At 58.7% G+C, this 16,076-nt stretch carries 17 protein-coding genes; 5 read left to right on the top strand and 12 right to left on the bottom strand.

The window, feature by feature from the left end; genetic code table 11:
* Positions 1-32: 32 nt before the first annotated feature.
* The 3 genes from serA to NT131_00635 form a co-directional block, all read right to left on the bottom strand.
* Complete coding sequence (serA, locus tag NT131_00645) at positions 33-1,640, bottom strand: phosphoglycerate dehydrogenase (GenBank protein MCX6650157.1); 1,608 nt, start codon at positions 1,638-1,640, stop codon at positions 33-35.
* A complete protein-coding gene (locus tag NT131_00640; protein MCX6650156.1) occupies positions 1,637-2,701 on the bottom strand; it encodes an alanine--glyoxylate aminotransferase family protein in 1,065 nt (354 codons plus the stop codon). Before NT131_00640 ends, serA begins: the two co-directional genes overlap by 4 nt.
* Positions 2,702-2,821: 120 nt before the next feature.
* Complete coding sequence (locus NT131_00635) at positions 2,822-3,856, bottom strand: aminotransferase class I/II-fold pyridoxal phosphate-dependent enzyme (GenBank protein MCX6650155.1); 1,035 nt, start codon at positions 3,854-3,856, stop codon at positions 2,822-2,824.
* A gap of 101 nt (positions 3,857-3,957) precedes the next feature.
* Here NT131_00635 and NT131_00630 point away from each other — a divergent pair, with 101 nt between their 5' ends.
* The gene (locus NT131_00630) at positions 3,958-4,134 is read left to right on the top strand and encodes a methytransferase partner Trm112 (protein ID MCX6650154.1); all 177 of its coding nucleotides are present in this window, start codon (positions 3,958-3,960) and stop codon (positions 4,132-4,134) included.
* Here the strand turns inward: NT131_00630 and NT131_00625 are convergent, their stop codons facing one another.
* Positions 4,135-5,289, bottom strand: a complete 1,155-nt coding sequence (locus NT131_00625; protein ID MCX6650153.1) for a pyridoxal phosphate-dependent aminotransferase — start codon at positions 5,287-5,289, stop codon at positions 4,135-4,137.
* A gap of 122 nt (positions 5,290-5,411) precedes the next feature.
* Between NT131_00625 and pdxS the strand changes: the two genes are divergently transcribed.
* Complete coding sequence (gene pdxS, locus NT131_00620) at positions 5,412-6,320, top strand: pyridoxal 5'-phosphate synthase lyase subunit PdxS (protein ID MCX6650152.1); 909 nt, start codon at positions 5,412-5,414, stop codon at positions 6,318-6,320.
* Positions 6,321-6,365: 45 nt separating this feature from the next.
* On the opposite strand, the gene NT131_00615 is transcribed toward pdxS, so the two are convergent.
* Positions 6,366-7,436, bottom strand: a complete 1,071-nt coding sequence (locus NT131_00615) for a formate--phosphoribosylaminoimidazolecarboxamide ligase (protein ID MCX6650151.1) — start codon at positions 7,434-7,436, stop codon at positions 6,366-6,368.
* A 43-nt stretch (positions 7,437-7,479) separates the two neighbouring features.
* On the bottom strand, positions 7,480-7,992 hold the full coding sequence (locus tag NT131_00610; protein MCX6650150.1) for a hypothetical protein: 513 nt from the start codon (positions 7,990-7,992) through the stop codon (positions 7,480-7,482).
* Between the two features lie 129 nt (positions 7,993-8,121).
* On the opposite strand from NT131_00610, the gene NT131_00605 reads away from it, so the two are divergent.
* The 3 genes from NT131_00605 to NT131_00595 all read left to right on the top strand — a co-directional run bounded on the left by NT131_00605 (position 8,122) and on the right by NT131_00595 (position 11,103).
* Positions 8,122-8,745 (top strand): hypothetical protein, encoded by a 624-nt coding sequence (locus tag NT131_00605; protein MCX6650149.1) that lies wholly within the window; start codon positions 8,122-8,124, stop codon positions 8,743-8,745.
* 151 nt (positions 8,746-8,896) lie between these two features.
* The gene (locus NT131_00600) at positions 8,897-10,222 is read left to right on the top strand and encodes a hypothetical protein (GenBank protein ID MCX6650148.1); all 1,326 of its coding nucleotides are present in this window, start codon (positions 8,897-8,899) and stop codon (positions 10,220-10,222) included.
* Positions 10,219-11,103, top strand: a complete 885-nt coding sequence (locus tag NT131_00595) for a glycerol dehydrogenase (GenBank protein MCX6650147.1) — start codon at positions 10,219-10,221, stop codon at positions 11,101-11,103. The genes NT131_00600 and NT131_00595 overlap by 4 nt, the downstream gene beginning before the upstream one ends.
* A gap of 44 nt (positions 11,104-11,147) precedes the next feature.
* On the opposite strand, the gene NT131_00590 is transcribed toward NT131_00595, so the two are convergent.
* The 6 genes from NT131_00590 to NT131_00565 all read right to left on the bottom strand — a co-directional run bounded on the left by NT131_00590 (position 11,148) and on the right by NT131_00565 (position 15,766).
* Positions 11,148-12,122 (bottom strand): zinc ribbon domain-containing protein, encoded by a 975-nt coding sequence (locus NT131_00590; GenBank protein ID MCX6650146.1) that lies wholly within the window; start codon positions 12,120-12,122, stop codon positions 11,148-11,150.
* Positions 12,123-12,213: 91 nt separating this feature from the next.
* Positions 12,214-13,032 (bottom strand): AmmeMemoRadiSam system protein B, encoded by an 819-nt coding sequence (gene amrB / locus NT131_00585; protein MCX6650145.1) that lies wholly within the window; start codon positions 13,030-13,032, stop codon positions 12,214-12,216.
* 40 nt (positions 13,033-13,072) lie between these two features.
* The gene (gene rpsB / locus NT131_00580) at positions 13,073-13,684 is read right to left on the bottom strand and encodes a 30S ribosomal protein S2 (protein MCX6650144.1); all 612 of its coding nucleotides are present in this window, start codon (positions 13,682-13,684) and stop codon (positions 13,073-13,075) included.
* Positions 13,685-13,694: 10 nt separating this feature from the next.
* On the bottom strand, positions 13,695-13,868 hold the full coding sequence (locus NT131_00575; GenBank protein MCX6650143.1) for a DNA-directed RNA polymerase subunit K: 174 nt from the start codon (positions 13,866-13,868) through the stop codon (positions 13,695-13,697).
* A 159-nt stretch (positions 13,869-14,027) separates the two neighbouring features.
* On the bottom strand, positions 14,028-14,510 hold the full coding sequence (locus NT131_00570; protein ID MCX6650142.1) for a 3-isopropylmalate dehydratase small subunit: 483 nt from the start codon (positions 14,508-14,510) through the stop codon (positions 14,028-14,030).
* 2 nt (positions 14,511-14,512) lie between these two features.
* Positions 14,513-15,766 carry a 3-isopropylmalate dehydratase large subunit gene (locus tag NT131_00565; GenBank protein ID MCX6650141.1) on the bottom strand — a complete coding sequence of 418 codons (1,254 nt, stop codon included), beginning with the start codon at positions 15,764-15,766 and terminating at the stop codon, positions 14,513-14,515.
* Positions 15,767-16,076 lie beyond the last annotated feature (310 nt).

Here is a 16,076-nt window from a genome sequence, read left to right as displayed (position 1 = left end):
AGGAAAAAGGTTGAGAAGAGGGGCGGGGCCCCTCAGATGTTCATGTATTCCCGGGTCCGCATGTGGCTGAGCACGATGGAACGGGCGTCCTGGAAGTTGGGCAGGGCGCGGAACTCCGCCACCACCGCCTTTCCGACCTCCTGGTCCACGGCGATCAGCATCAGGGCGTTGCCACCCTTGTCCGCCCGGCCCACGCCCATGCGGGCGATGTTGATGTCCCGCTTGCCCAGGAGGGTGCCGATCTTGCCGATCATGCCTGGCATGTCGTGGTGCTTGGTCAGCAGGAAGTCTCCCTCCAGCGGCATGTCCAGGTCGAACTCGTCCACGCCGATAATGCGGAACTGGTCCGAGGGGAACACCGTGCCGCGCACCTCCCCCTTGTATCCGTCGGAAGAGATGCGGACCACCAGCATGTTTGTGTAGTGGCTGCTTTCATCCACCTTGGATTCCACCACTTGTATGCCCTTCTCCCGGGCGATGCTGCTGGCGTTGATTATGTTGGTGTTCTCGCCGACCACGATGGACAGCACGCCGACGATCGCCGACACGGTGACCATGCGGGTGTCCAGGTTGGCAATCTCCCCGTGGCATTCCACCTCGATCTTCTTGACCGGGCTGTCGGAGAGCTGCACGCAGAACGCTCCCAGCCTCTCGGCCAGCCCGATGAACGGGGCGACCTTAGGGTCGACCCGGCTGATGGGCACGTTGACCGCGTTGGTGATCTTGTTGTCCACCAGGAACATCTTGACATGCTCGGCCATCTCGATGGAGACCTTCTCCTGCGCCTCCTTGGTGGAAGCGCCCAGATGCGGCGTGGCCACCAGGTTGTCCAGGGTCAGGAGCTTGGAGCCTTTGGGCGGCTCGTCCTCGAAGACGTCCAGCGCCGCTCCGGCGATGGTGCCGTTCTTGAGCGCCTCGTACAGGGCGTCCTCGTCGATGATGCCCCCGCGGGCGCAGTTGATCACCAGCGCCGAGGGCTTCAACATCTCCAACTGGGCCTTGCCGATCAGATGGTGGGTGGTAGGCGTCAGTGGGGTGTGGATGGTGATGAAGTCCGCCTCGGACAGCACCTGTTCCAGCGAAAGTATGCGCACCCCCAGCTTGACCGCCAGCTCCTGGGAGATGTACGGGTCGTATCCTACCAGCTTCATCTGGAAGGACTTGGCCCGCTTGGCCACCTCTCCGCCTACGCGACCGATGCCCACTATGCCCAGGGTCTTGCCCATGAGCTCCACGCCGGTGAACTTGCTCCTCTCCCACTTGCCGGCCTTGACCGAGGCGTCGGCCCGGGGGATGTTCCTGGCCATGGTCAGCATCATGGCCATGGTGTGCTCCGCCGCGGATATGATGTTGGCGGACGGGGTGTTCATGACCAGGATGCCGCGGCGGGTCGCCGCGTCCACGTCCACGTTGTCCACGCCCACTCCGGCGCGACCGATGACCCTCAGCTTCTTCCCCGCCTCCACGACATCGGCGGTGACCTTGGTGCCGCTGCGGACGATGAGGCCGTCGTACTGGCCTATGATCTTAAGCAGTTCATCGTGCGGCAGTTTCGGCTTAACGTCGACCTGGACCCCGGAGTCCTTGGTCAGCATCTCCAAGCCTTCCTTTGACAGTTCGTCGGTGACTAAGAGCTTCATTTCATCTCCTCCATTACCACGTCCATGACGTCCAGGAGTTCCTGGATGTCCTTCTCGGTCAGGTCGCCCATGTGCCCGATCCGGAACGTCTCGTCCTTGACGTTCCCGTATCCCGGGGATACCTCAAATCCCTTTTGCCGTAGGCGCTTGTCGAACTCCTTGAAGTCCATGCCGTTCAGCTTGACCACGGTGATGGTGTTGGAACGGAAGCCTTCTTCGGCGTAGAGGCCCAGGCGCTCCGAGGCCCATTTCCTTACCATGTCGGCCATGCGCTGATGGCGGGCGTAGCGGTTCTGCACCCCTTCTTTAAGAATCTTGTCCAGCTGGTAGTTCAACCCGTACATCAGGGACACCGGAGGCGTGGTCAGCGGCAGGTCCTTGTCGGCCAGCTTCTTGTACTGGATGAGGTCCAGGTAGTAGCCGCGGTTCTTGACCTTGGCCGCCTTCTCCATTAGTCGGGAGGAGACGCAGACCACGGCCAGGCCCGGCGGTAGCGCTAAAGCCTTCTGGCTGCCGAACACCAGGGCGTCCAAGTTTAGCTTCCGCAGCTTCAGGTCCACGGCACCCACGGAGGTCACGCCGTCCACCATCATGAGGGCCTCGCTCTGCTCCCTCACGCCCTCCACGATCTCGGCGATGGGGTTCAGGACGCCGGTGGACGATTCGTTCGACACCACTGTAACCGCCTCCACGTCCTTCTCCAGCTTTCCGGCCACGTGCGATCTGCGCAACGCCTTGCCCCACTCCCCGTTGATCTTCTGCACCTGCTTACCGTTCTCCTGGCCGATCAGCTGCCAGCGGTCGCCGAAGGAGCCGTTGGAAAGGCCGCACATCTTGGTGTCCACGGCGCTGCGCACGCAGCCCTCCAGGAACCCCGAGGCCGAGGCCGGCGCAAGGTATATCTCCATGTCGATGTCCAGCATCTTGTGCAGCTTCTCCACCACCCCGTGCTGCAGGTCCTGGTAGTCCTTGCCCCGGTGGACCATCATGCCCCTGTTCATCGAATCAAGTGTGTCCGGGAAAACCTCCACCGGACCGACCGTGAAAAGTCTCCTGCTCAAGTGAATCCCTTTATTGTTAATGCGCATCGGAAGATATGTATTCCCCGCCGGCCCCGCGGTATATCCTGAGTTCCGGCCTGAGAGGGTAAAAACCCCGGGCTGAAATAGGTTTCCATGCCTTCAATGGCTTAACAGGCGCCTCAGGCGGGCCACGGCCTCGTCGACGTCCTCCGGCTCGATGCCGTAATGGGTGACGAAACGGGCCTTGGTGTTGCCGAACTCGAACACCAGGACCCCGATCTTGCAGGCCCGGCTGACGAAATAGTCCACATCCCAGCCGGTCCCGGTGATGTCGGCCAGCACGATGTTGGTCTGTACTGCGTCCATATCCACCTTGACCCCTGGGAGGGTGTTCAGCCCCTCAGCCAGCCTCCTGGCGTTCTGGTGGTCCTCCTTCAGCCGGTCTACCATCTTCGTCAGACCGATTATGCCGGGAGCGGCGATGATGCCGGCCTGACGCATCCCCCCGCCCACCATCTTGCGGTTCCTGCGAGCCTCCTCGATGAACTCCTTGCTCCCCACCACGACCGACCCGACCGGGCAGGACAGTCCCTTGGACAGGCAGAAGCTCAGGCTGTCCAGGTGCTTCATGTAATCCTTCACGTCCACGTCCAACGCCACCGCGGCGTTGAATATACGGGCGCCGTCGCAGTGCATCTTCAGGCCGTGCTCGTGGGCGACCTTGGCCACCTCCGCCACCTCCTTCGGTGTCCACACCGTGCCACCGCCCCGGTTGTGGGTGTTCTCGATGCACACCAGCCTGGTCGTTGGATAATGAAGGTCCGCATGGCGGATGCTCTCTTCCAGCTGGGCCGGTGTGAACTTGCCCCTGTTGCCCTTGATGAGCCGGGGAATGGCCCCGACGATGGCGGACATTCCGCCCAGCTCATAATAGTAGATGTGCGCGTCGTTCTCCAGGATGATCTCGTCGCCCCTCTGGCAATGGGACATCAGGGATACTAGGTTGCCCATGGTGCCGCTGGCCACCAGCAGGGCGCCCTCGGTCCCGAACATCTTGGCCGCCGTGTCCTGTAGCTGGTTCACCGTGGGGTCCTCTCCCTCCACATCGTCCCCCAGGTCAGCGGACGGTATGCTATCCAGCATCTCCTTCGTAGGCAGGGTGAACGTGTCGCTCCTAAGGTCCAATCGGCGCATATGCATCTCTCCAGGCCGCTCGATGTGGAGAATCAGATAAATAGTTAGCGACCAGACCATGATGAAAGGTTATTATGCGCCCTTGACGTTGGTCAAAGCTGATGAAGAAGGACCTCTTGGACATACTGGCGTGTCCGGTTTGCAAGCATCATCCGCTGGACCTGGTGGTGGAGCGGGAGGATGGGGGCGAAGTGGCCGAGGGGCGTCTGGTCTGTGGAAAATGCCAGGCGTCCTACGTCATCGAGGACGGCATCCCGAACCTTCTGCCGCCGGACTGATCACAGCTTGGCCAAGGCCTTCTCGATGCGGGCCATGCCTTCCTTGATGTCCGTACGGCTGGCGGCGTAGGAGAGACGGAAGCGTCCTTCTCCGGCCGGACCGAACGCCGAACCAGGGGTGACGGCGACGTGAGCTTCCTCCAACAGGTAGGTGGCCATGTCCTCCGAGGTCATGTCGTGGGCGTAGGAGGGCATCATGTAGAAGGCCCCGTTAGGCATGGGGCATTCCAGGCCGGGTATGGCCTCGATGAGGGAGTGCACCAGGTCCCGGCGGGCCTTGAACTCCTGTTTCATCTTGGTCACGGACCCCTGCGGCCCCCGCAGCGCCTCCAGGCAGGCCTCCTGCACGAAGGAGGTGACGCAGGTGATGGACTGGGTCTGCAGCTTGTTGAGCTCCTTGAAGATGGGCGGGGGGGCGATGGCCCAACCGGCCCTCCAACCGGTCATGGCGTAGGTCTTGGAGAAACCGTTGACGGTGATGGTCCTCTCGAACATGCCGTCCAGGGAGGAGATGGAGATGTGCTCACCCTCGAACACCAACTGATCGTATATCTCGTCGGCCAGGACGAAGAGGTCGTGGTCCTTGGCCAGGTCCGCCACTCCCTTAACGTCCTCCTTGGTGAGCACGGCCCCGCAGGGGTTGGAGGGGGAGTTCAGGACCACCAACTTGGTCTTTTTGGTGATCTGTTCGGCCAGGCTCTTCGGGGTCATGCGGAAGGCCTTCTCCGGGGAGAGTTTGGCGTACCGGACGTTACCGCCGGCCAGCTTAGCGCAGGCCTCGAAGGTCCCCCAGGCGATGTCCGGGACGATCACCTCGTCGCCGTGGTCCACCATGGCCAGCATGGTCATGAATATGGCCTGCTTGGTGGGGGTGATGAGGACGTTGGAGGCCTCGCAGGGTATCTTGTTGCCCTGGCGGCTCCTCTCCGCCACGGCCTTCCTCAGCTCAGGGATGCCGGCGGAAGGGGTGTAATAGGTGAAATCGCGAGCAAGGGAGCGCACGCAGGCTTCCTTGATGTTGTCGGGGGTATGGAAGTCTGGCTCGCCCATGGAAAAGGATATGATGTCCACTCCCTCAGCCTTCAGCTTGCTGACCAGGTTGGCGATCTTGACGGTCCCGGATTCGGGAACGCCTTCCATTCTCTTGGCGAACATCGGGCCAATGAAGGTCCGCAACGTCTTTATGCTTTTCTGACCGCCTGAATGCCAACTTTGCTGGGGATGATTGGGAAAAGTGATAAATAAAGCCCTGCAGGTAAGCCAATTTGGTGAGCAAAATGGTGTTCAAGTTGGACCTATCCGGACTGCGACACGGCACTGAGCTAGTAAAACGCGGTTTCGCCAAGATGCAGCAGGGCGGAGTGGTCATGGACGTGACCAATGCCGAGCAGGCCAGGATAGCGGAGGAGGCCGGCGCGGTGGCCGTTATGGCCCTGGAAAGGGTGCCCGCCGACATTAGGGCGCAGGGCGGGGTGGCCCGCATGGCCAACCCGGTCAAGGTCCTGGAGATCATGGACTCGGTCACCATACCGGTCATGGCCAAGTGCCGCATAGGGCATTTCGTGGAAGCCCAGGTGCTCGAGTCCCTGGGCGTCGATATGATCGATGAGTCGGAGGTGCTGACGCCGGCCGACCCGTTCATGCACGTGGTGAAGAAGGGCTTTACCGTCCCCTTCGTCTGCGGGGCCAGGGACCTGGGCGAGGCCCTCAGGCGCATCGACGAAGGTGCGGCCATGGTCCGGACCAAGGGAGAGCCAGGCACCGGCAACATCATCGAGGCGGTGCGCCACCAGCGCATAATCATGGGCAAGGTACGCGAACTGAAGGGCAAGGAGGACGCTGAGCTGGCCGTGATCGCCAGGCAGATCGAGGCCCCGTTCTATCTGGTCAAGGAGGTCGCCGGTCTGCAGCGCTTGTCGGTCATCAACTTCGCCGCCGGCGGAATCGCTACACCTGCGGACGCCGCTCTCATGATGCAGCTGGGAAGCGACGGGGTGTTCGTCGGTTCCGGCATCTTCAAGAGCAATGACCCGGCGGTCAGAGCCAAGGCCATCGTGGAGGCGGTCACACACTTCGACGACCCCAAGGTCATCGCTGAGGTGTCCCGGGGACTAGGAGAGGCCATGCATGGCATAGAGATCTCCACCCTGACCAAGGAGCAGCGGATGCAGGAGCGCGGCTGGTAGATCGGCTGCGCCCCTTTCCTTTTTTAATAAAAAATATTGGTCATCTTACGAGATGACCTTGTCCAGGTTGTTGGTCCGGACCGCGTTCTTGATCTCCCGGGAGATGCGGCGTCCGGTGCTCATGTTCTCCTCCGTCAGGTCGGAGTAGGGAGAGCCGGAGATGAACGGGTTGGAGCCGGCGACGATGCGCGAGGATATCTCGAACACTTTGAATTCTAGCTTGTCCGTCACGATGCCTTCCAGGCAGAACGGCCCGATCATCCCGCCGAAAAGCTCGTAGGACCGTTTGACCACTTCCTCACCCATATCGAACACCCTGGGCAGCAGGCTCTCGCGGATGACCACAGGGACGTTCCCGGTGACCACGAAGGAGGGGAACAGCCCGAGCTTCTTCAGCTCCTCGGACGCCCCTAGCTTGTACAATTCGTCGATGTTGCTCTCATCGCGGCGGTCCATGGACATCAGCTCCAGGGAACCGTTGGCCACGCGGAAGCCGTCCTGCTTGATCGGCGAGTAGAAGTAGTGCAGGTAGTACCTGGTGCCTAGGATGTATTCCTGGATGGTGTAGTCCTGCTCCGTGTCCAGGCCCATCTTGAACTCGTTGTAGTCCTTGGCGATGAAGAAGCCCCGGCCGCCCTTGGCCCCGTTGTACTTCACCAGCACCGGTCGGTCGATGGTCTTGGGGTCCTCTATGACCGTGGGCATGGCGATGCCTGCGGTCTCCAACCACTCCCTCATCTTGTCCCGGTTGGACTCCCATCGGAGGACGTTGCGGTTGCCGAAGGTCGGGACGGGCATCTTCTCGAACTTGTCGGTGCCCATGTACTCCACGAAGGAACCGTGGGGGACCACGATGACGTTGCGGGCCAACAGCTCGTCGACGTTGTCCAGCAGGTCGGAGTAGCTGTCCAGCTTCATGAACTCGTCCGGCCGGCCCAGGGGGAAGGCGTCGTAGTAGCGGAAGTTGTCCTTCACCGTCAGCCCCAGGGTCCTGAAGCCCTCCTTCTTAGCCCCATTAAAAATCTGAAGGGAGGAGTGGGAACAGAGAGTGGCCACGGTGAGCTTGTCCTTGTCGAACTCGTCGAGGATCTTGAGAATTTTGTCTTTCGGGACCATTACCTCAAAATTTTCCTGACGAATATAAACCTTTCGAACCTTCTCAGAAAATCTTGATGTCGAGCTCCATGAAGACAAAATAGACTATCGCCGCTCTTGTAACACCGGCGGCCATATTGGTCAGGGCGAAAAGGCGTACGTCCCTCTTGCTGTCCTCCTTCATGAATATCGAGAACAGGTACACCGGGACGGTGTCCACCATCAATGGCACGCTCATTATCAGGTATAGGCCGATGTAACCGAGCTTGTCCACGAACCATTTGCAGGTGGAGACGACCATGCGGAAGAACTTCCATTTCTCGGAGAGGCGCAGGATCGGCTTTTCTACGTTCACCCCGATGTAGAACACCAATATGCTGCCTATGGCCTTGCCAGCGCCGAGAAGCAATGCTTTGGTATAGAAGGGCGTCGCCGGGCTCAGGAAGAGCATCAGCTCCACCGGTATGGGCAGGAATATTGTCGCCGCTATGGCGTATAACAGGAAGACCACGGAGTAGGTAAGGGGGTCACCCTCCACCTGGTTTAAAAAGGACATCAGTCCGTCTGTCAAGCCCATTGGGCCTCGATAGTGACTGTGATTAGAAAAGGTTATTGGATTTGCTGGTATTCGATAATATTGCTGGGTTATTATTGGAATGAGATATCTTTTTATGTTCGTATGGCAATTATGCGAAGGGAGAGTCCAATGGTTCCAGATAAAAAGGTTGGAAAGGCGAAGGACGAGGACTGGTTCGCCAAGCTTGACGCCGAGCTCTCGGCCCGCACCGAAGCCATTTCCAAAGACAAGGAAGAGATCAACTTCCAAAAGACCACCATCAACCGCACCATCATCGACGATTTCTGGAACGTTCTGAACAGATTCTCCAGGATCAACGTGCAGTTGAACATGGAGCCCACTTACAGCGAGTTCGCACAATTTGAGGAGTTCCCGACCAAGTGGCGGTTCAAGAACGAGTACGATTTCGAAGCGGTGACCAAGGTCCAGTTGGTGGACCGCACCCAGACCCAGGGGCGCATGGGCGATTCCCTGAAGGTCATGTACTACGCCGTCGACTCTACTCCCTGCATGCGCATGGTCTTCGATTATTGCGAAGGCGAGCATTACTACAAGTACGCCGGTTGGAAGCGGATATTCGGCCAGTTCGTGGTCTACGACTCTCCCTTGTCCAAGCTTGACCTTGATCGGTTCCACGAGAAGCTGGCTGACGTGGTGATGGCCTGGTACGAGTCTCACCTGCGCAACAACCGGGACATACTAATCTCTCATCTGAAGGAGAAGTACGAGCGCGGCGAGACCTTCACCGAGTGAGCCATTTTCAATCGGCTCACTTCAAACGAATTCTTTCTGGCTCAAAGTCAATGTTAGTTATTCGTCGTTCATTTTCAATTTGCGGTGAATAATGCTATTAAACGAAACGGATATGATGAGCCGCCTTAATTGAAGGAAAGGAGGCATTGAAATGGATAGAGAAGAGCTCGCACCCCACGTAGAGGAAGTTGCCAGGGTGCTCGGGGAAAAGGCAGACAAGGACGAGATATTGAAAGAGCTGGAGACCTACTTGAACCATTATCGGGTCACCCTGGACTGGGCCAAGAGGAACCTCGTGAAGAAGATGGGAGGGGACCCCAACGCCCTGGCGGGCGGCGGGGGACGGAAGACCGTGGCGGCCCTCACCGGATCGGAGCAGTCGGTCGACCTGCTGGTGAAGGTGCTGACGGTGAACCCCAAGACCATCGAGGTGGGTGGGGTCAGCAAGAGCATCGTCTACGGGCTGGTGGCCGACGAGACCGGCAGGATCCCCTACACCATATGGGAGACGGAGGCTGTCCAGATGCAGGAAGGGGCCACCGTCCTGATTCATAACGCTTACACCAAGGAGTACAAGGGCGCTCCGCAGCTCAACCTGGGCAACCGGGCGGCGGTGGAGATGTCCGAGGAGGTCCTCGACGTGGCCGGGATGCCGTCTGGGAGCGGCGGTTCCCGGGAGGTCAAGGTCTCCGAGCTGGCCGAGGGCATGAACTTCGTCGTCATCTCCGGCAAGGTCTCCGGACTGGAGAGCAAGGAGATAACCGCCTCCGGGGAGAAGAAGACCATCATCACCGGCATCCTCACCGATGATACCGGGAGCGCCGAGTTCACCGTCTGGGGCGAGGCCAAGCTGACCGAGGGGGCGGAAGTGCGCATCGTGGGCGCCTACGTCAAGAGCTGGAGGGGCGTGCCCAAGCTTAACCTGGGCGACCGGGCCGAGGTGCAGATGCTGGCGAAAGGAGCGCTGGGCGACATTTCGTCCGCCTCCCCCAAGGTCAGGACCCTAGAGGACATCGAGCTGTCCGGAGGGGCCATGGATGCGGTGGTCCACGGGACCCTGGTGGACGTGCGCGAGGGCAGCGGACTGATCATGCGCTGCCCCGACTGCCGCCGGGTGCTGCAGAAGAGCGCCTGCCGCATACACGGTAAGGTGAAGGGTGTCGACGATCTCAGGATCAAGGCCATCCTGGACGACGGCACGTCCTCGCTTAACGTGGTCTTTGGAAAGGAGCTGACCGAGAAGCTTCTCGGGCTGAACATGGAGGAGGCGGTCAAGCTCACCCTGGAGGAGCGGAACCCGGACCTGATAAAGGAGATGGCCGATGAGAAGCTGTTCGCCCGGACCCTGGAGGTACGGGGTATGGTGCGCAGCGATGACTTCGGCCCGATGATGATAGCCAAGAAGGCGGAGCTCTACTCGAAGGACGTGAGGGAAGAGGGCGCCAAGCTCCTTACTGAGATGGAGGGATTCAATTGATATCCAGGGAAGTGGCCTGGAGGGTCTTTGCCGCCGAGTTCAATTCCTCGAGCTACGAGATTAAGGGCGAGGGGGAGAAGGCCCCCTCCTACCTGATATCCCCGCTCGGGGCCAAGATCAACCGCATCTTCGTGGTGGGCGTGCTCACCGACAACGAGAACGTGGGCAACGAGAACGAGCCTGTTTGGCGCGCGAAGATCACCGACCCCACCGGGACGTTCTATCTGACCGCCGGGCAGTACCAGCCCGAGGCCAGCATGGCCTTGGCCAAGCTGCAACCACCCTGCTTCGTGGCCGTGGTCGGCAAGTTCCGCACCTATTCCCCCGAGGAGGGGAAGCTGTACGTCTCCATCCGCCCCGAGAGGATTGGCAAAGTAGAGGCGCCTGTCCGCGACGGATGGGTACTGGAGACCTGTCAGGCCACCTCGGACCGCATATCGGCCATGATGGAGGCCATGAAGCTGGGAGAGCCGGACGCCGAGAAGCTCATGCAGATTGGCTTCAGCCGCCCGTTGGCCGAGGGAGCGGCGCTCAGCGTGCAGCATTATAATCCGGACGACCTTACCAACTACCGCAACATGGTGGCCGACGCCCTCAAGTTCCTGCTGCCTGAATATCAGACCGGACCGGACATGCCAGTCGACTCCGCTTCAACGGAGGAGATCGAGGTGGCGGAGGAAGAGGATGACGTGGACAAGGAGGCGCTGGTTCTGTCCATGATCGAAAGCCTGGATTCCGGTCGCGGCGCGGCCTGGGACGAAGTGGTCAAGAAGGCCAAGGAGTCTGGCATCGAGCGCGAGGAGCTGGACAACATCGCCAATTCCCTCCTGGACAAGGGGTTCGTGTATGAGCCCGTGCTAGGTAGGATGAGAAAAATATAAAAAAATTTAAAAGTGGGGAAAGACCCCCACGGTTTTTTTCTTTTTTAACGCAGCTGGGCCATCAGCTGGTCCTCGAACTGCCACTGCGCGGTGAAGTGGTCGTTGAGGTCCTTTATTATGATATAGTACCAATATAATATTACAATCAACGCCACGGGTGCGGTTATTGTGATTACAGACAGTACTAATATTACGATTAGTAATATTAAATTGGGTCTTTCTTTAAGGGTGCTCCAAGACGGTGTCATTACATTTATGCCCAACTTCTGGCAGGCCGCTTGAGTGTATTGGGTAAAGGCGTGCCATCTCTTGTCGTGGTCGAACGGGTATTCGCCAAGGAAGTACATTACTATCAGATTTAGCAGAGGTATCAAACTAATGATGGTCCACAGGACCGGGGTCCTCTCCTTTTCCTTATACATCGCCTCTTGATTTATGCTCTCCAGAGCGGAGATCTCGTTAGAGATAAGCTGAGCTCTCTGAGCCTCGGCCCCCTTTTCCTTGAGATAGGATATTATGCCCATGCGCAGAGCCGTTTCCCTCTTCCGATGCTCGTCCATCCTTTTCAATAATTTATAATTTAATAGTGCTAATAAAAATATGCCAATCACTAATGCAACAACGGCTCCAATGACTAATCCAGCCAAATCCATTGTGGCCCAGAAGGCAATAATAATTACAATTCCGATTATTACCGCTAAAATTACAGAAACTATTGGCCATAGTGCCCATATTCCGCTCATTATTATATCAGTAATATTGCGGTTCTGGACCGCCCCGGCGATCTGACCCTTGGCTCCGCCACCGTAGCCGTAGCCTACCGGAGGTGCTCCATAGGCTGGCATACCGTAGGGTGGGGGCGCTTGGTAGTTCTGCTGGGGAGGCTGTTGATAGTTCTGAGGAGGCTGTTCATATCCTCCCTGCTGAGGCGAGCTGATGCTTCGGCCGCAGCCTTGGCAGAACTGGGCGTCGGCCGAGGCCAACTTACCACAGTAAGGACAAGTCTTGGTTCCATCCATTCCAATCGTCTCCATCATGTGCCCCTCTGGGAGGGGTTGATGCATATATGCCTTCCAGTATATATTTACAATTTCAAGGACGCCCTGACTTTCACTTTTCAACGACAACAGCCGCGTATCCCACTACCTGGTCCATGGGGCGGACGTCCCCGGAATTGCCGTAATGGAGCAGGCGTGCTTTGCTTCCACCGGATGCTAACATCATGGTAGCCACAGGACCCGGACCGCACATGCTGATGTCGCCCGCTTCCACCACCTCCATCACACCTTCCGCATCAAGGTCCAGGATGCGATCGAGCACCTTGCCGTCGTTCTCCTTGGCCGTCTCGGCGGAGACGTAATGCGAGAAATCAGATGAGGCCAAGAAAAGTATGTCCTTACCCTGGCAAGCTTCCTTTAGAATCTTGGCCGTCTCCCTGACTATGACTAGGTCTTGTTGCCCCATGACAATCGGGACGATCTTGACCACTGAGGACAGGTATTGTAGGAAAGGCAATTGCACTTCCAGGCTATGCTCGTACAGGTGCGCCGTACGATCAATTTCCACTACGCCGCGGAGCCTAGCCACTATCTCACGATCCACTTTAACGGTTCCTAACGGGGTCTCGAAATCCTCACTGCAAGCTGAGACCGCCCGCCCATAACCCGTGTGGTTGGGACCGATGATCACCACGGTCTCTGGTATCCCGTCCTTGGCCATCTCCGCGTAGACGTGCGCGGCCACTGGCCCGGAGAACACCAGACCGGCGTGGGGCGCCACCGCGCCCACCAAGCGGCGCTCCCCTTTCTTTACGACCTGCGGCATGTGCCCGGGGCCAAGGGGAGAGAGGAAACACCCCTCCACTTCTTTTAGCAGGGCCTCTCGGGACGAGGAGTAGAACTGTCCGGCCACGGCCGCACGGCGTACCATGAATGAAAATAAGGGAAAGGGAGTTGAAAAGGGTTGGGGTTTACAGGCTGGCTTCGAAGTCGTCGATGTTCAGCTTGAAATCCTCGTTCCGGGTCAGCTTCCCCTGCTCCTTCAGGATCTCGCGGGTCAGCAACCAGTAGACGCAGGCCAGGGAGCGGCGGCCCTTGTTGTTGGTCGGTATGACCAGGTCGACGTTCCTCGTCTCGTTATTGGCGTCGCACAGGGCCACGATCGGAATTCCGATGTTCAGGGCCTCGGCGACCGCCTGCTGGTCGGCGGCGGGGTCGGTGACCACGATGACATCTGGCTCGATGAAGCGGTTAAGCACTGGGTTGGTCAGGGATCCGGGTATGAGCCTCTCCTCGAAGTACATGGCCCCGATGGCCTTGGACATGATCCTGACCGGCTTCTGCCCGTACTGCCTGGCAGAGACGATCAATATACGGTCGGTCTTGAAGCGGGCCAGGAACTTGGCCGCGGCGCGGATGCGGACGTCGGTCTGCTTTACGTCCATGACGTAAAGGCCGTCGGTCCTGACCTTGAAGATGAAACCCTTCATGTCAGCACTCTTCTGCTGGGTGCCAATGTGAACACCAGAGGTCAGATAAACGTCCTCTGGTACGAGAAGCTCGGTCTTGGACTCGTCGCTCATTTAAACAACCTCATATATCGCGTTTTACGGTAATCGGGATAACGCCCCTGTCGAACTCAAGCTGAGAAATGGCGAACGGATCGATCATTCCTTCGGGAATCTCCAGAAGAACAGGCGCACCCAGGGATATCTGGAGTGCCCTGGCACCGATGATTCGCGCCTTTTCAAATCTTGTATACTTCATGAGTTCACCATAAGGGGGAGTGTCCCCATATTATCGAGGGGCTTATAAATTTTTTCACGACCTGCTCAGGGCATGCCAGACACGTTTTTTGATGTGTTTCAGATGGTGAATGGGACGCTGCCACTTTTCCGCAATCCTTCCCCACTTATATACCTTGCCCTATCGCAGCCTCTTGGCGATGTAGGGAACCAGCCCTCCTTCCTTGAGAATTACCAACAAGAACTCCGGCAAGGGCTCGAACCTGCCCTTGCGGCCGTTGGACTCGTTGACGATTATCCCCTTTTCCAGATTGATCAGCGCCACATCGCCCTTGTTGAACATGTCGGTGGCGTCGCATTCTATCACCGGAAGGCCGACGTTGATGGCGTTGCGATAGAATATGCGGGCGAAGCTTGGTGCCACCACCGCGCCTACTCCAGCGTATTTCAGCGCTAGCGGTGCCTGCTCTCGGCTGGAACCGCAGCCGAAGTTCCTCCCGGCCACGATGATGTCGCCGTAAGCGACCCCTTTGGCGAATGTGACGTCCAGGTCCTCCAGGGCGTGCTTGGCCAGGTTCTTCGGGTCGTAGTCGTCCAGGTATCGCCCGGGGATGATCACGTCGGTGTTGATATGGTCTCCGTACCTCCAGACCTTGCCCCTCATCTTCAGGCCTCCCGGGGGTCGGCTATGACCCCTTTTAGAGCCGAAGCGGCTACGGTGGCTGGCGAGGCCAAGTAGACCTCGGAGTCCGGGGAGCCCATCCTCCCCTTGAAGTTGCGGTTAGTGGTGGCGATGCATCTCTCCCCGGCGGCCAGCAGGCCCTGGTGCGCGCCCAGGCACGGCCCGCAGCCGGGATTGGTGACTATGGCCCCGGACCTGACCAACGATGACAGTATCCCGCTGTCCGCCGCCCACAGGTACACCTCGCGGGACGCCGGGACCACTATCAGCCGGACGGTGTCAGGTATCTTGCGACCGTGCAGGACCTTCTCGGCTGCCAGCAGGTCCTCGGCCCGGCCGTTGGTGCAGGAGCCGATCACGGCCTGGTCGACAGGGATGCCAGCCATCTCCTCCACCGCCTTCACATTGTCCACGGAATGCGGGTAGGCTACCTGCGGCGAAAGCCCGGTCAGGTCCAGGTCGATGTTCTTCTCCACCTCCGCTCCCTCGTCGGTCAGCACGGGCTGCCAGGGCACTTCCGTCCTGCCCTTGAGATAGTCCTTGGTCTTGGCGTCCGGGAAGGTCACGCCTGCCTTGGCCCCCATCTCCATGCTCATGTTGCACATGGTCATGCGGCCGGACATGGACATGTCGTCGACCACCGGACCGGTGAACTCCGCGCAGCGGTAATCGCAGCCGTCCGCGCCCATCTTGCCGATGAGGTGAAGTATGACATCCTTGGCCGAGACCGGCCCTTCCAGCTTTCCGTTGAGGTGGAACCTGAACGTGTGCGGAACCTTCATCCACAGCTCACCGGTGGCCCATACCGCGGCCATCTCCGTGGCTCCTATCCCAGTGGAGAAAGCGCCGAAAGCGCCGTAGGTGGTGGTGTGGGAATCTGTACCGACGATGAGCCTTCCAGGCAGGGCGTGCCCCTTCTCCGGCAGCACCTGATGGCAGATGCCTTCCCTCAGGTCATAGAAGTTGGGCAGGCCTTCCTGCCGTACGAACTGACGAACGGATCGGTGGCCCTCGGCGGTCTTGGTGGTGTTGGCCGGGATGCGGTGGTCGAAAAGCAGGACGACCTTTTCCGGGTCCCAGACCTGCTTGGCCCCCATCTCCTTGAAGGACCTCAGGACCAGGGCGGCGTTCTCGTGGGACATGGTCAGGTCGATCTTGGCCGAGACTATGTCACCTGGGTAGGCCTCTTTTCCGCTGGCCCGGGATAGCACCTTCTGAGCGAAGGTCTTGGCTGCCATGGAACGTCTAACTTACTCGCATCATATATTCGTTTGGAAGGGCTTGCCGAGAAATAATCCAAATATGTCCATGGTCCCTTCTTAATCGATGTCTAGAAAGCGTAAGGCGATCATCGTAGTCATAGTATTCATGATCGCATTACTGGCTTGGAGCTACTTTTATTATCTCTCACTGTTAGGTTTGGTCCTTGTCATTCTCTTGCTCCTCTTGGCTGGAGAGTATTGGCTAAGGATACATGATCTGCCAGACCAGTACCGTGAAAAAGAATATGAGGAACCCGCCAGACCACGAGTTATCGAGGATAGGGAG

It is taken from the genome of Methanomassiliicoccales archaeon (assembly GCA_026394395.1).
GTDB lineage: Archaea > Thermoplasmatota > Thermoplasmata > Methanomassiliicoccales > UBA472 > UBA472.
The sequence above is the reverse complement of the archived record's forward strand: the minus strand, read 5'-3'. Positions and strand labels throughout refer to the sequence as shown.

Coding starts and splice junctions, on each gene's coding strand:
- serA (MCX6650157.1), bottom strand. CDS start 1,640: ATGAAGCTCTTAGTCACCGACGAACTGTCAAAGGAAGGCTTGGAGATG.
- NT131_00635 (MCX6650155.1), bottom strand. CDS start 3,856: ATGCGCCGATTGGACCTTAGGAGCGACACGTTCACCCTGCCTACGAAG.
- NT131_00630 (MCX6650154.1), top strand. CDS start 3,958: ATGAAGAAGGACCTCTTGGACATACTGGCGTGTCCGGTTTGCAAGCAT.
- NT131_00625 (MCX6650153.1), bottom strand. CDS start 5,289: ATGTTCGCCAAGAGAATGGAAGGCGTTCCCGAATCCGGGACCGTCAAG.
- pdxS (MCX6650152.1), top strand. CDS start 5,412: ATGGTGTTCAAGTTGGACCTATCCGGACTGCGACACGGCACTGAGCTA.
- NT131_00615 (MCX6650151.1), bottom strand. CDS start 7,436: ATGGTCCCGAAAGACAAAATTCTCAAGATCCTCGACGAGTTCGACAAG.
- NT131_00610 (MCX6650150.1), bottom strand. CDS start 7,992: ATGGGCTTGACAGACGGACTGATGTCCTTTTTAAACCAGGTGGAGGGT.
- NT131_00605 (MCX6650149.1), top strand. CDS start 8,122: ATGGTTCCAGATAAAAAGGTTGGAAAGGCGAAGGACGAGGACTGGTTC.
- NT131_00600 (MCX6650148.1), top strand. CDS start 8,897: ATGGATAGAGAAGAGCTCGCACCCCACGTAGAGGAAGTTGCCAGGGTG.
- NT131_00590 (MCX6650146.1), bottom strand. CDS start 12,122: ATGGATGGAACCAAGACTTGTCCTTACTGTGGTAAGTTGGCCTCGGCC.
- amrB (MCX6650145.1), bottom strand. CDS start 13,032: ATGGTACGCCGTGCGGCCGTGGCCGGACAGTTCTACTCCTCGTCCCGA.
- rpsB (MCX6650144.1), bottom strand. CDS start 13,684: ATGAGCGACGAGTCCAAGACCGAGCTTCTCGTACCAGAGGACGTTTAT.
- NT131_00575 (MCX6650143.1), bottom strand. CDS start 13,868: ATGAAGTATACAAGATTTGAAAAGGCGCGAATCATCGGTGCCAGGGCA.
- NT131_00570 (MCX6650142.1), bottom strand. CDS start 14,510: ATGAGGGGCAAGGTCTGGAGGTACGGAGACCATATCAACACCGACGTG.
- NT131_00565 (MCX6650141.1), bottom strand. CDS start 15,766: ATGGCAGCCAAGACCTTCGCTCAGAAGGTGCTATCCCGGGCCAGCGGA.